Source organism: Ectopseudomonas khazarica, from assembly GCF_004521985.1.
Lineage (GTDB): Bacteria > Pseudomonadota > Gammaproteobacteria > Pseudomonadales > Pseudomonadaceae > Aquipseudomonas > Aquipseudomonas khazarica.
Window position 1 is genome coordinate 15,338 of sequence record NZ_SBHZ01000008.1, and the last position, 13,089, is coordinate 28,426.

Below are 13,089 nucleotides of genomic sequence, written 5' to 3' on the forward strand. Positions count from 1 at the left end.
GACAGCGCCGCTCAGTCCACGCCCTCCAGGGCGCGATACTGTCCCGGGGTGGTGCCGGTCCACTTCTTGAAGGCCTTGTAGAAGGCGCTGGTGTCGGCGAACCCCAGCTCGTAGGCCAGCTCGGCGAAGTGGCTGGCGCCCTCGTCCAGGCGCGCGATGGCCAGGTCGCGGCGCACCTGGTCCTTGAGCCCCTGGTAGGACTGGCCTTCCTGGGCCAGCTTGCGGCGCAGGGTCGAAGGCGCCATGTAGAAGTGCCCGGACAGGGCGTCGAGATCGGGCCAGCGCCCGGCGTTGAGGCTGCGCAGGTAGGCCTTGATGCGCGCGCCGAGGCTCTGCGGGTCGCGATAGCGCACCAGGATGTTGCCCGGCGCACCGGCGAGAAAGCGGCGCAGCTCACGCTCAGTGCGACGCAGCGGCAAGTCCAGGCAGTCGGCGTTGAACAGCAGGCGATTGCTGGCGCGCCCGAAGCGCAGGTTGTCGCTGAACATCACCCGGTAATCGCCGCAGTAATCCGGCATGGCGCAGCGCAGCTCGACGCTGAGAATGGCGATGCGCCGCCCCACCAGCCAGCAGGCCAGGCCGTGCAACATCAGCCACAGGGTGAAGCTGGAGAATGCCCGCCCCGGCACTTCGCCAGACTCGTCGAGGACGATCTGCGCCAGGCTGCCCTGACGCTCCAGGCGCGGCCGCAGGTCATCGAAGATCAGGCCGAGAAAGCCCAGCATGCTCTCCAGTGCACTGCCCAGGTCGGCCTCGCGCAGCGCCGTGCGGGCCATGAAGGCAAAGCTGCCAGACTTCATGCGCCGCGCATTCATGCCGAAGAACTCGTCGTCCATGGCCAGGGCGATGGCCCGCCACAGCTGGGCGTAGGCCGATGCCGAGACCCGCGCATAAGGTCGCAGCAGCTGCCCCGGTGTGATGCCGGCTTGCGCCAGCAACGGCGCCTCCGGCAGGCCGCGGTGGCGCCACTCGAGCAGTGCCTCGGCCACCAGCTGGACGGAGATGGTGCCTTTCTCGGCGACGATGGCCGTCATGTCTTTCCCTGCAACGCCTGACGAGCCGCCACTGTCGCAGGGCAACACCGCGCTGGCAATCGCCACCGTCACTCAGCCGCTCTGTACCTGGGCCAGGCGCTCGATGCTGATCTCGCGCATGCGGAATTTCTGGATCTTGCCGGTGACCGTCATCGGGAAGCCGTCCACGAAGTGGAAGTGACGCGGGACCTTGAAGTGCGCGATGCGCTCCCGGGCCCAGGCACGCAGCTGTTCCTCGCCGAGTTCATGGCCGGGGTGCAGCATGACCCAGGCGACGATCTCCTCGCCGTAGCGCTCGCAGGGAATGCCGATCACCTGCACGTCGGCCACCGCCGGGTGGGTGAAGAAGAACTCCTCGAGCTCGCGCGGATAGATGTTCTCGCCACCGCGGATGATCATGTCCTTGCTGCGCCCGACGATGCAGACGTAGCCATTGTCGTCCATCGACGCCAGGTCACCGGTGTGCATCCAGCGCCCGGGGTCGATGGCATCGGCCGTGGCCTGCGGGTTGTTCCAGTAACCGAGCATCACGCTGTAGCCGCGCGTGCACAGCTCGCCGATGGTGCCGCGCGGCACTATCCTGCCGTCGCTGTCGACGATCTTGCTCTCCAGCTGGGGCTGGGTGCGGCCGACGGTGGTCACGCGCAGCTCCAGCTCGTCCTCGGGGCCCGTCTGCAGCGATACCGGGCTGGTCTCGGTCATGCCGTAGGCGATCTGCACCTCGCTCATGTGCATTTCCCTGATGACCCGGCGCATCACCTCGATCGGACAGGTCGCGCCGGCCATGATGCCGGTGCGCAGGCTGGACAGGTCGAATTCGCCGCGCCGCGGATGGTCCAGCTCGGCGATGAACATGGTCGGCACGCCATACAGGGCAGTGGCCTTTTCCTCGGCCACGGTCTGCAGGGTGGTCAGCGGATCGAAGGCATCGCTCGGGTAGATCATGGTCGAGCCATGGGTCACGCAGCCCAGGTTGCCCATCACCATGCCGAAGCAGTGGTACAGCGGCACCGGGATCACCAGGCGGTCGTGCTCGGTGAGGCCGAGACTCTCGCCCACCATGTAACCGTTGTTGAGGATGTTGTAGTGACTCAGCGTGGCCCCCTTGGGGAAGCCGGTGGTGCCGGAGGTGTACTGGATGTTGATCGGGTCATCGAACTGCAGGCTGGCCTGGCGCTCGGCCAGCGCCTCGACAGGGACCGAAGCGGCGCTTGCCTGCAGGCTGGCCCAGGACAGGAATGCCGCGGGTGGATTGGCCGCGAGGCTGACCACGCCACGCAGTTCCGGCAGGCGCTCGCACTGCAGCCGGCCCGGCTCGGCGTCCGCCAGCTCCGGCACCAGGCCGAGCAACATCGCATGGTAGTCGGAGGTCTTGAAGGCATCGGCGCAGATCACCCAGCGGCAGCCGGACTGCTTCAGCGCGTACTCCAGCTCGCTGCTGCGATAGGCGGGATTGATGTTGACCAGGATGGCACCGATCTTGGCGCTGGCGAACTGGGTGATGCACCACTCGGCGCAGTTCGGTGCCCAGATTCCCAGGCGGTCGCCGCTCTCGATGCCGAGGGCGAGCAGGGCGCGGGCATGACGTTCTACCACCTCGGCCAGCTCTCGCCAGCTGTAACGCAGGCCCTGATGGCGCACGACCAGCGCCTCACGCTCGGGGAACCGGGCGACCGTGGCGTCGAACGCCGCGCCGATGGTCATGGCGAGCAAGTCCTTGTCCTGCCGCCCGCGGGTGTAACTCGGGTGATTCATGGCTTTCCCTTCTTGTCTTTGTAATGGGATCGTCGCTGAACAGGCGGCCAGCCATTGGGGCACGGGCCGCGGAACCTGTCGATTATCACAGCGGAAGGTCGCATGGGTATGCGACCTTCGCCACTGCGAGCAACCTTATCGAGTAAATACCTGAGTGGTGGTGATCGCCATATCGCCACCTGGCAGCTTGATGTTCTTGATCTTCTCCAGCGTATCCGGGTCGAACACCGCGATGTCGTTGAAGGTGCCGGCCAGGTACAGCTTGCTACCCTCGGTGTTGAAGGCGATGCAGTAGTAGGTGTGCTCCAGGTTGGCAGCCTTGATCAGCTTCTGTTCCTTGATGTCGTACTTGGCCAGGCGGTTGAGTACGCCGAACATCTGGTTGGCATCCTTGGGCGAGCGCAGGCCGGTGAAGTACAGCTCGGTCAGCGAGGCGAAATCCTCCACGACCGCCTTGCCGGTCTTCAGGTCGATGCTCAGGTAGCCGTAGCGGTAGTCGGCGCTCGCCAGGTCTTGCGTGTCATCCTGGAAGCGGGCTGCCGTGTAGAGCATCGAGAAATCGTGCATCGCGGTCTGGTGCGGCCAGAAGTACAGCACGTCCGGTGCACTGTAGAGCGGCCGCTGCCAGTTGCGCAGGGGCACCGCCACCTCGTACTGGCCGGTATGCACGTCCATCTTGTAGATGTCCGGCCCGGCGACGAACAGCGAACCGTCATCGGCGGCGCGCATCAGGTACACCTGGCGCGGCATCGGGAAGCTGCGCAGCGGCTGGGCATCGAGCCCGGCGGCGGTATCGAACACCTCCAGACGCGGCGGCTTGACCACATAGTGATCGCTCATCATCTGCGTCGGGTTGACCGAGGTGTAAAGCTCCTTGCCATCCGGGCTGAGGGCGAAGGAGAACATCGAGCGCACCTTTTCCCCCGGACTGCGCGACAGCCGGGCGTGGAACACCGTGCGACAATCGTCCAGATCGATGCCGTAGAGGTCGCCGTAGTGGTTGTTGAGCAAGTACGCCGTCCTGTTGTCCGGCGCCATCATCGCGGTACCGGGGCCGAACGCATCGGGTAGCTGGCAGGTCTTGTACAGGCTGTCGCTGGCCAGATCGACCACATGCAGGTTGTTCGGATAGTTGGTGGCGATCAGGTATTCCTGACCGACTTTCAGTGCCGGGCCGGCCTGCGCCGCAGCATTGGCATGACTGCCCAGGGCGAGCCCGGCGACGACGGTCGCCAGGCTGGCGATGGTTTGGAGTTTCATACGCTGTCCCCTCTTGTTCTGCGCGCCGGTCATTTGTCTTTCGGGAATACGGTGTTGAGGTTGCGCCAGTCCTGCGACGAATCCTGGGCAGTGGCGTTCCAGTCCTGATAGGTGCTCATCATGTCGGGCACCTGAGCCGGCCACCAGCAAGGGTCGGAGCATCCGTAGAGGTCGGCCTCCATCGGCTGACAGAGGGAGCTCACACCGCCGAAGGCGTCCACCTCCCAGCCCGGATCGGTGGTGGCGGTGCAGCCGGCCACGGCGCTCATGGCCACGACCTCTTCGATACGATCTTCGGCTGCAGCTTGTTCGAGCAGTTGTGCTTTGTTGTTGAGCGGCTTCAGATGTTTCATGTCAGTGCGCCTTCCGCGGAGAGATGTAACTGCTGATGAAGGCCGGGTTGACGGCCATGATACGGCTGTAGACCTCGATGCCGAAGTCCACCCAGTCGCGCATCAGCTCGCAGTAGTGATAGGTCGGGTGAGTCGGGTCGCCGTAACGGGCGTAGCTCTCGTGATAACAGCCCCCGGAGCACAGGTTGCGAATGCGGCAGCTGTCGCAGCCGGTGCCCGAGCGATCCAGGCGCTGGGACAGGAAATCGTTTAGCTCGACCTGCTTCACGCCACTGTGCACATTGCCGAAGGTCGGCATGCTGGAACCGGTGAAACGGTGGCAGAGGTTCAGCTCGCCCTTGTGGTCCACCGCCAGCATCTTCAGGCCGGCGCCGCAGGGCAGCGCCTTCTTGTGCCCTTCATGGATGTCGGTGATCAGCTGGTGCAGGTTGGAGAAGCCGATGTTGCGGTGTTCCAGCGCCGCGTCCAGGTAGCGCCGGCCGAGGGCCTTCATGTTGGCGAAGACCTCGACCAGTTCCTCAGCGGTCAGGTTGTAGTCGGCCATGTCTCCCGAGGTGACCGGCGCGAAGCCGACTTCGGCGAAACCCAGTTCGTTGAACAGGTGGTTCCAGATGGTCTCGACATCGGTGATGCCGCGCGTCAGGGTCACCCGCGCCCCCACCGGACGGCTGCGATAGCGCGACAGCAGCAGGTCGACCTTGCGCCGCACCACGTCATAGGTGCCCTGCCCGCCCACGGTGATGCGGTTGCGATCGTGCACCGTCTTCGGCCCGTCGATACTGATCGACAACCCGAAGCGATGGGCATTGAGGTAGTCGATGATCTCTTCGGTGAGCAATGTGGCATTGGTGGTCATGATGAACTCCACCTGCTTGCCCGCCTCGGCGAAACGCCGCTCGCAGTAGTCCACCATGTGCTCGATCAGTGCCCGGTTGGAGAGCGGCTCGCCGCCGAAGAACACCACGCTGTAGCGCGGCTCGTCCGGCGACTCCTTGAGCAGCATCTCCACCGAGGCCTCGGCGGTCTGCGCCTGCATCTTCTTGCCGGCCGAGGGCTTGTCCAGGTCTTCCTTGTAGCAGTAGGTGCAGCTCAGGTTGCAGCCGGTGTTGACGTTCAGCACCACCGTGTTCAGCGCCGTGCGTTCGACCCTGGCGATGCCGATTTCCGGCGTCAGTGGCGAGCCGTCGCTGACCACTTCCAGCGCGATCAGCTCGCGCAGCGTTTCATCGATGGCCTGCCCGGCGAAACGGTCGGCCAGACGCCGCACCAGGTCTTCGGACGAGCAGCTCTGCTGACGCAGCGCGTCGATGATGCCGCCCGTCACGTCATCGGCGGCGAACAGCGAACTGCTCGGAATGTGGAACAGCATGCGGTCGGCATCCACTCGCACTTCGTGCAGGTTGCGCTCGACCAGATTCAAGATTGCGCCCATGGCGACCTCCCGGAAGTTTTCCCAATCGTCGTTGCGAATCCGGGCAGGGCGTGGCCCCGCCCGGGCCGTTGCCCCTCAGGGCAGCGGCGGGTTGTTCCAACGCTGTACGGTGACGATCAGCTGGCCTTCACCCTTCTGGCCACCCTCCTCCAGCTCGGCGATCACCTTCAGGTTGCCGGCGTTGTTGGTCATCATCTTGCGCTGCGGGTTGGGACCAGCAGCGCCAGGGACGAACACGCCGTCCTTCTGCATCTGCCCGGCGAACTTCACGTCCTCGTCTTCCCTGGCGCGCTCATCGAAGGGCTGTACCGACCACTTGGCCGGCAGGTAGCCGATCCGGTAGGGCTGACCTTCGTCATCCCTGCCCCAGGCCTCGGCCTCGAAGCGTCCCTGCACCTTGGGCGTCGAACCACCGTTCTCGCCCACGCGGGCGATGGAGAACGCGGGCACCACTTTCACTTCGGCGATGTCCTTGTACACCGCCAGGTCGACGCCCCCGAGATCGCCCAGTACGACGCTGCGACGGCCCGGCGCAGCCGTGGCTGCGGCCTTGACCCGCAACCGCACCTGCGTCGGGGTGGCCTCGAGTACCTTCACCACCTCGAGGCCCGCACCGAGCTGCACGCTGCCCTGCAAGCCGCTGCCCACCAGGGTCAGCTCGACTTCGCTACCGGCCCTGACATACGCCGGCTGCACGGCCAGCAACCTGGCCTGGCCTTGCTGGGCGGCACTGAAGTCCAGACCACGCTCGTCATGCTCGGCATCGAACATGCGCCCTTTCATCTCGCCGTTCAGGGCCGCGAAGACCTGGCGCATGCGGGTGTCACCGATCTTCACGTTGCCGCGCCATTCGTAGCCGTTGTAGAGAATGGCCGAACCGCCACCGACGAAGGGCGTGCCATCGGCGTACTGGCCGTTGACCTCGACCTTGAAGGTGTCACCCGTGTCGGCGCTCACCGTCATTACGCCACGCACATCACCCTTGGCCAGCATGTGCCCACTGAACGCCCATTGGCCCAGCAACACCTTGGCCTCGGGTCTGGCCTTCTGCCATTCGGACCAGGCCTGGCTGTCCAGCGGGTAGCGCTTGGCCAGCTCCGGCACCATCTCCGCGAGGGCGAGATCGAGCCAGTCACGGTCACGCGCCTGCGCCTGGTACTCGAGCGACGGCCACTGCCCCAGATGGAAGTGGACCAGATGCTCCCACTCCTTGGCCGGCCGGCGCTGCAGGGCGACACGGGCCCCGGAGTGGCAACGGCCACAGGTCTGGCTCAACTGCTCGTCGAACGTCTCGACCGTGTTCAGGCGACGCTCCATGGCGTAGCGCACCCCCTCGGTTTCATCCGGGGCCAGGCCCTGCTTGTCGGCCAGGTACTTGACCAGGGTGCGGCGCTCGTCATCGGCGATGTTCAGGCCATGCATCAGCTGCATGCGCGCGATGCTCATCAGCCAGCCCTCGGGGGTCTTGCGCTGGTGGCTGATACGACTGATGGCGTCGCCGCCTTCGGGAATATGGCAGCCCACGCATTTGGACTCGAGGAGGGCTTGCCCCTCCTGCGCTGCCTGGGCCTGGGCGAGCATCAGCGAGGTCATGGCCAGAGCCAGGATGCCCGCACGCTGCCGGAGTCGAGTCGTCTTCAAGGTCAGACCTCCACGGTGTTGTTCTTATGATCCGCACCCCGAGCAGGTGCGCCTGGCCAGAGCAAATACACATTGCGTGCCACACAGGGACAAATGCATTCGCAGCAAGGACTTAGCGGTAAAACGAGGGTTTTCTGGCCGACGGGATCGAGCCTGCGGCGTCTAAATTCGCGACAGGCTGTTCCAGCTTGAGACGAACGCACCCAGGCTTCTCCGATGCGGGACGCCGAGGCCGTCCCAGGCCCGTCTCAGGCCGTCTCAATCTGCAACAGCGGGCTGCCGCGACAGAGCACGAATCTCCGAACCTTTTCTTTCCATATCAATCTCTTACCTCGCAGATCGAGCATTGGCACGAGGGTTGCGAAAGGTCACCGCGACTCCAATAAGCAGAGGTACCCCCAATGTTTGCCGACCTGCCCGTCCTGCCCCAGACCCACGCCTTCCTCAACCGCAAGCTGCAGATGCTGATCGGCGCCGAATGGTGCGACGCCATCAGCGGGGCCACCCTGGACTTTCGCAACCCGGCCACCGGCGAGGTCATCGGTCAGGTGCCCTCGGCCAGTGCCGACGACGTCGACCGCGCCGTCCGCGCCGCCCGCCGGGCTTTCGATGACTCGGCCTGGAGCCGCATGCGCCCGCGCGACCGCCAGAACCTGCTGTGGCGCCTGGCCGAGCTGATGGAGCGCGATGCGCAGCAGCTGGCCGAGCTGGAGTGTCTGAACAACGGCAAGAGCGCCGCCGTGGCTCAGGTCATGGACGTGCAACTGGCCATCGACTTCCTCCGCTACATGGCCGGCTGGGCCACCAAGATCGAAGGCAGCACGGTCGAGCCCTCGCTGCCGCTGATGCCGGGCGAGGACTTCCATGGCTTCATCCGCCGCGAAGCCGTCGGCGTGGTGGGCGCCATCGTCGCCTGGAACTTCCCCTTGCTGCTGGCCTGCTGGAAGCTCGGCCCGGCGCTGGCCACCGGCTGCACCCTGGTGCTCAAGCCTGCCGATGAAACGCCGCTGACCGCTCTCAAGCTGGCCGAGTTGGTGCTCGAGGCCGGCTACCCGGCCGGGGTGTTCAACGTGGTCACCGGCACCGGCCTCAATGCCGGCGTCGCCCTCACCCGCCATCCGGGTGTGGACAAGCTGACCTTCACCGGTTCGACCGAAGTGGGCAAGCAGATCGGCAAGGCCGCCATGGACAACATGACCCGCGTGACCCTGGAACTGGGCGGCAAGTCACCGACCATCGTCATGCCCGACGCCAACCTCGCCGAGGCCGCGGCCGGCGCTGCCAGCGCGATCTTCTTCAACCAGGGCCAGGTGTGCTGCGCCGGCTCGCGCCTGTACGTGCACCGCAAGCACTTCGACAATGTGGTTGCCGACATCGCCGGCATCGCCAACGGCATGAAACTGGGCAACGGCCTCGACCCCAGCGTGCAGATGGGCCCGCTGATCTCCGCCAGGCAGCAGGAGCGCGTCACCGGCTACATCGACCTCGGCCGCGAACTGGGTGCCACCATCGCCTGTGGTGGCAAGGGCTTCGGCCCAGGCTACTTCGTCAAGCCGACGGTGATCGTCGACGTCGACCAGCAGCATCGCCTGGTGCAGGAGGAGATCTTCGGCCCGGTGCTGGTCGCCATGCCGTTCGAGGACATCGACGAGGTCGTGCGCCTGGCCAACGACAACCCCTACGGCCTCGGCGCCAGCATCTGGTCCAACGACCTGGCCTCGGTGCACCGGATGATTCCGCGCATCAAGTCCGGCTCGGTCTGGGTCAACTGCCACAGCGCGCTCGATCCGGCCCTGCCGTTCGGCGGCTACAAGCTCTCCGGCGTCGGCCGGGAAATGGGCGCAGCCGCCATCGACCACTACACCGAGCTGAAATCGGTGCTGATCAAGCTGTGACATGGTCCGGCCCGATCAGGGCCGGTAGCCCTGCTGCAGCAGCCAGCCCTGGACAGTCCGCCGCGATGCGGGTGCCAGAGCGGCCAGCGCAGCCTCCAGGCGCCCCGCCTGCAGGCTGCGTACGATGGGCGCCAGTGCCACTCCGTCGATGTGCCAGATCCCCAGCGGCTGATCGGCCGTCAGCACCACCTCGGCCTCATCGATCAGGCCATCGTTGAGCACCGGCATGCTCGCCACCTGCAGCCGGGCGATATCGGCGTCGACATGCAGTGGCTGTGCGTCCGGCCAGCCACGCCGCGCGCGCCAGAACGCAGCATCGGCCCAGCGCGGCTCCGCCGTATAGAAGTCACGCCCGGTCCGGGCGAAACGCATGAACAGATGCTCGATGCGCTGCTGGTGAAAGCGGCAGGCCAGTTGCGTGCGTTCGGGGTGCTGCAGCAGGGTGTTGATCACCGCCGGGGCCTGCAACGCCGAGGACAGCGACTGGAACACGCCGTTGCCCGATAACGGATCGACCGCCATCGCCGCATCGCCAACGCGAATCCAGCCCGGTCCCACCACCTGCCGGGGCAGAATCGCCGTGCTGCTGCGCGCATGCACCGGCGCAGCGGCGTTGGCCGAATCGCCGAACAAGGCCTGGACCAGCGCCGATGCCTGGCGCCGCGCCGCACAATAGGCTGGCAGTTCGTCGCGCGGGGGCAGTTCGGCGGCAGCGGCGTCCAGGGTGATCTGCCAGTAGCAGCGGCCATCGGCCAGCGCCGCCATCCAGGCCCAGCCATCTGCCAGGCTCTCGACGGCCGAACCTGCACGGCCCGGCTCAGCCTGCCAGCTGCTGAGCAGACTGAGAGTCTCCGGCCCACGCAGGCGCCCTTCGCCCAGCGGTGCCTGACGTCCCCGGGCTTCCACCAGGAAGTCCGCCAGCAGCGACCGGCCATCCTCCAGCACGATCCGTTGCTGCTCGCCCTGTTGCCCGAGCTGGCGTATCCGCCCCTGCAGCAGCTCGACGCCAGCGTCCGCCAGGTCGCGGCGCAGGGCCGCGTCGAACAGCGGGCGATCCAGCAGGCGCTCGTCGTTGAGTAGCTGGTCCACACCGCTCCAGCGTACCCGACGCGGCGTCGGCGGCGCCGCACTGGCCAGCGCCTGGTGCAGGCCGACCTGACGCAACCCCTCCAGCACCCGTGCGGACACCCCTTCCACCGCAGCGAAACGACGCCACTCGCTGATCACCCAGACCCGGTAGCCCAGGCGCTGCAAGCCCAGCGCCACCGCGCAGCCGGCCGGCCCTGCGCCGAGCACCGCGATCCGTGGCGCGTTCACCGGCGCCGCTCCGGGCCGAGATGCGCCGCCTCATGGCGCAGCCAGTCGTACACCGCCTGCCGATCGGCGCTGCGATGCTGCGCCAGGTAGCCGGCGATCTGCCCGCTGAGCGCCGCGCAGGCCAGGCTGGCCCCGGCCAGTCCCGAAGGACCGCGAACCTGGGCGCCGAAATCGGCCTGGGCGCTGTTCAGCCAGGACCACTGTCCGGCCTGACAACGTGCGTCGCCACTGATACGGATGACCCCGGGATAGCTGGCCGGGTAGACCGGCTCGCCCTGCGCCGGGCTGGCGGCGCAGAGGATCACGCCGACGGCCTGCAGTTCGGCACAGGTCTCGCGCAGCACCGGGCGGTCACTGCGCAGGCCCAGGCTCAGGTTGATCAGGCGCACGTCCTGCTCCAGCAGCCAGTACAGGGCCGCCGCAATCTGCAGCGGACTGGTCTGCCAATGCCCGGCGAACACCTGGGCGCTATAGATGCAAGCCCGCTCTGCCGGTGAGGACAGCGCATCGAGCACCGCAGTGCCATGCCCCAGGGCATCGGGCAGGGGCTCGCCCTGCTCCAGCACCTCGTGCTGCAGCCAGAAGCGCCGGGCATGGCTGACGCGGGCGGCCTGATGCGGGGCGAATCCACTGTCGACGAAGCCGATACGCAGCGTGCTGTCCATGCTCATGCCGGTTCCAGGCGCTGCAACCGGCCCTGCTGCAGACACAGGCTGAGGTCGGCCTCGCGCAGTGTCGATGGCCGGTGGCTGATCAGGATGCGCGTGCGCCCGGCGAAGAGCTGGTCGATGGCGGCGATCACCTCGCGCTCGGTGGCCTCGTCCACCGCCGAGGTGGCCTCGTCGAGCACCAGGATGCGCGGCTCCTGCAGCAGCGCGCGGGCAATGGCGATGCGCTGCCGCTGGCCGCCGGAGAGCTGCTGGCCACGCTCGCCCAGCGGACTGTCCAGGCCCTGTGGCAGGCTGGCGATCAGCTCGTCCAGGCGCGCCAGCCGGGCAACCCGTTGCAGCGCCTCGCGGCTGGCGCTCGGTGCGCTGTAGGAAAGGTTTTCTGCCAAAGTGCCGCGAAACAGCACGATATCCTGGCTGACCACCGCGATACTGCGGCGCAGGGCGAACAGGTCCAGCTCGCGCAGGTCGACGCCATCGAGCAGCACCCGGCCCTGGTCAGGATCATAGAAACGCTGCAGCAGATCGATCAGGGTCGACTTGCCCACCCCGGACGCGCCGCTGATCGCCACCTTGAGCCCCGCCGGGATCACCAGGTCGACGCCCCTCAACACTGCACCGCTGCGCTGCTCATGGCTGAAGTGCACGTCCTCCAGGCGCAGTTCCCCGCCCCCCTCGGCAAGGGGTGACGGCGCAGCGGGCTGGCGCACGCTGACCGGCTCCTGCTGCAGCTCCATGACCCGGCCGAGGCTGACGGTCATGCGCTGCAAGGCCACATACAGGCCCAGCAGGCTCTGCACCGGCCCGACGGCCATCCCCAGGTAGGTGGAGAACGCAATCAGCGCGCCCACCTGCCAGGTGCCCTGGATGACCCAGTAGCCACCGATCAGAAAGGCGCAGGCGCGTGACAACGAGGTCAGGGTGCCGGGCAGCGCGTGGGTGAAGAACTCCGTCACCTGCACCTTGAGCAACTGGCGCATGTAGCCCTGGCCCAGCCCTTCCAGGCGTGCTGACTCACGCTGCTGGGCAGCGCTGGCCTGGATGAACTTCATCGCCGGCAGGGTCTCGACCAGGAACGACGAGACATCCGCCGAGCGCTCGCGCAGGCTGCGCACCTCGCGCTCGACCTTGCGCCGCATCCAGCGCAACCAGAGAACCTCGAGGGGGATCAGCAGCGCCAGCAGCAACGACAGCTGCCAGGACAGGACCAGCATCAACGCCACCGCGCCGAGCAGGCCGATGACGCTGGAGACGGCGGAGAACAGCGAGTCCACGGCAAAACGCTGGATTTCCGCCACGTCGCCATCGAGCCGCGAAAGGATGTCGCCCAGCCGCTTGCGCCCGTAGAAGGCCGGCGACAGCTGCTGCAGGTGGCGATACAGGTCATCGCGCAGAGCGAACAGGATGCGCCCGGACAAACCTGTATGCAGGTAACGATTGATACCGGACAACAGGGTACCGAGGATGCCGACCGCTACCATGGCCAGCGCCACCTGCAGCAGGCGCGGGAAGTCCCTGGCCAGCAAGCCGTCGTCGATCAGGCTCTTGGTCAGCCACGGCTGCGCCAGCACCAGCAGCGAGGCGCACAGCGACAGCCCGAGCAAGGCCGCGATGGCACGCCGATGCGGCCTGACGAAGCCGAACAGCCAGGCCAGCGATCGGCGCAACAGTTCGGGGTCGTGGGTATCGACCAGCTGGGTCAGCAATCTGGGCATGGCCGCCCCGCTACAGCGC

General features: G+C 66.6%; 10 protein-coding genes. 1 reads left to right on the forward strand and 9 read right to left on the reverse strand.

The genetic code is table 11. The features are described from left to right. Positions 1 to 11: 11 nt before the first annotated feature. The 6 genes from EPK82_RS11900 to peaA all read right to left on the reverse strand — a co-directional run bounded on the left by EPK82_RS11900 (position 12) and on the right by peaA (position 7,475). A complete protein-coding gene (locus tag EPK82_RS11900; protein ID WP_134676698.1) occupies positions 12 to 1,034 on the reverse strand; it encodes an AraC family transcriptional regulator in 1,023 nt (340 codons plus the stop codon). A 72-nt stretch (positions 1,035 to 1,106) separates the two neighbouring features. After that, entirely contained in the window at positions 1,107 to 2,789 is a 1,683-nt protein-coding gene (locus EPK82_RS11905; RefSeq protein WP_134676699.1) for an AMP-binding protein, read from the reverse strand. A gap of 135 nt (positions 2,790 to 2,924) precedes the next feature. Continuing rightward, the gene (gene peaD / locus EPK82_RS11910) at positions 2,925 to 4,049 is read right to left on the reverse strand and encodes a quinohemoprotein amine dehydrogenase subunit beta (RefSeq protein ID WP_134676700.1); all 1,125 of its coding nucleotides are present in this window, start codon (positions 4,047 to 4,049) and stop codon (positions 2,925 to 2,927) included. 29 nt (positions 4,050 to 4,078) lie between these two features. Next, positions 4,079 to 4,402: a quinohemoprotein amine dehydrogenase subunit gamma gene (gene qhpC / locus EPK82_RS11915; RefSeq protein WP_037047810.1), complete on the reverse strand. Its 324-nt coding sequence runs from the start codon at positions 4,400 to 4,402 to the stop codon at positions 4,079 to 4,081. Position 4,403: 1 nt separating this feature from the next. Next, on the reverse strand, positions 4,404 to 5,834 hold the full coding sequence (gene peaB, locus EPK82_RS11920; RefSeq protein ID WP_134676701.1) for a quinohemoprotein amine dehydrogenase maturation protein: 1,431 nt from the start codon (positions 5,832 to 5,834) through the stop codon (positions 4,404 to 4,406). A 75-nt stretch (positions 5,835 to 5,909) separates the two neighbouring features. After that, the gene (gene peaA / locus EPK82_RS11925; RefSeq protein ID WP_134676702.1) at positions 5,910 to 7,475 is read right to left on the reverse strand and encodes a quinohemoprotein amine dehydrogenase subunit alpha; all 1,566 of its coding nucleotides are present in this window, start codon (positions 7,473 to 7,475) and stop codon (positions 5,910 to 5,912) included. Positions 7,476 to 7,876: 401 nt separating this feature from the next. Between peaA and EPK82_RS11930 the strand changes: the two genes are divergently transcribed. Further along, positions 7,877 to 9,370 carry an aldehyde dehydrogenase family protein gene (locus EPK82_RS11930; protein WP_134676703.1) on the forward strand — a complete coding sequence of 498 codons (1,494 nt, stop codon included), beginning with the start codon at positions 7,877 to 7,879 and terminating at the stop codon, positions 9,368 to 9,370. Between the two features lie 15 nt (positions 9,371 to 9,385). On the opposite strand, the gene qhpG is transcribed toward EPK82_RS11930, so the two are convergent. From qhpG to EPK82_RS11945, 3 genes are read right to left on the reverse strand one after another with little or no spacing between them, the layout of a single operon-like run. Further along, positions 9,386 to 10,687 carry a flavin-dependent monooxygenase QhpG gene (gene qhpG / locus EPK82_RS11935; RefSeq protein WP_134676704.1) on the reverse strand — a complete coding sequence of 434 codons (1,302 nt, stop codon included), beginning with the start codon at positions 10,685 to 10,687 and terminating at the stop codon, positions 9,386 to 9,388. Further along, positions 10,684 to 11,352 (reverse strand): subtilisin-like serine protease QhpE, encoded by a 669-nt coding sequence (gene qhpE / locus EPK82_RS11940; protein ID WP_134676844.1) that lies wholly within the window; start codon positions 11,350 to 11,352, stop codon positions 10,684 to 10,686. The genes qhpG and qhpE overlap by 4 nt, the downstream gene beginning before the upstream one ends. Before the next feature lie 2 nt (positions 11,353 to 11,354). Further along, complete coding sequence (locus tag EPK82_RS11945) at positions 11,355 to 13,070, reverse strand: ABC transporter ATP-binding protein (RefSeq protein ID WP_134676705.1); 1,716 nt, start codon at positions 13,068 to 13,070, stop codon at positions 11,355 to 11,357. Between the last annotated feature and the right edge of the window lie 19 nt (positions 13,071 to 13,089).

What these genes read in the sequence shown, in the direction of transcription:
- EPK82_RS11900 (WP_134676698.1), bottom strand. Translation starts at nt 1,034, where the DNA reads ATGACGGCCATCGTCGCCGAGAAAGGCACCATCTCCGTCCAGCTGGTG.
- qhpC (WP_037047810.1), bottom strand. Translation starts at nt 4,402, where the DNA reads ATGAAACATCTGAAGCCGCTCAACAACAAAGCACAACTGCTCGAACAA.
- EPK82_RS11945 (WP_134676705.1), bottom strand. Translation starts at nt 13,070, where the DNA reads ATGCCCAGATTGCTGACCCAGCTGGTCGATACCCACGACCCCGAACTG.
- EPK82_RS11905 (WP_134676699.1), bottom strand. Translation starts at nt 2,789, where the DNA reads ATGAATCACCCGAGTTACACCCGCGGGCGGCAGGACAAGGACTTGCTC.
- EPK82_RS11930 (WP_134676703.1), top strand. Translation starts at nt 7,877, where the DNA reads ATGTTTGCCGACCTGCCCGTCCTGCCCCAGACCCACGCCTTCCTCAAC.
- peaD (WP_134676700.1), bottom strand. Translation starts at nt 4,049, where the DNA reads ATGAAACTCCAAACCATCGCCAGCCTGGCGACCGTCGTCGCCGGGCTC.
- qhpE (WP_134676844.1), bottom strand. Translation starts at nt 11,352, where the DNA reads ATGGACAGCACGCTGCGTATCGGCTTCGTCGACAGTGGATTCGCCCCG.
- peaB (WP_134676701.1), bottom strand. Translation starts at nt 5,834, where the DNA reads ATGGGCGCAATCTTGAATCTGGTCGAGCGCAACCTGCACGAAGTGCGA.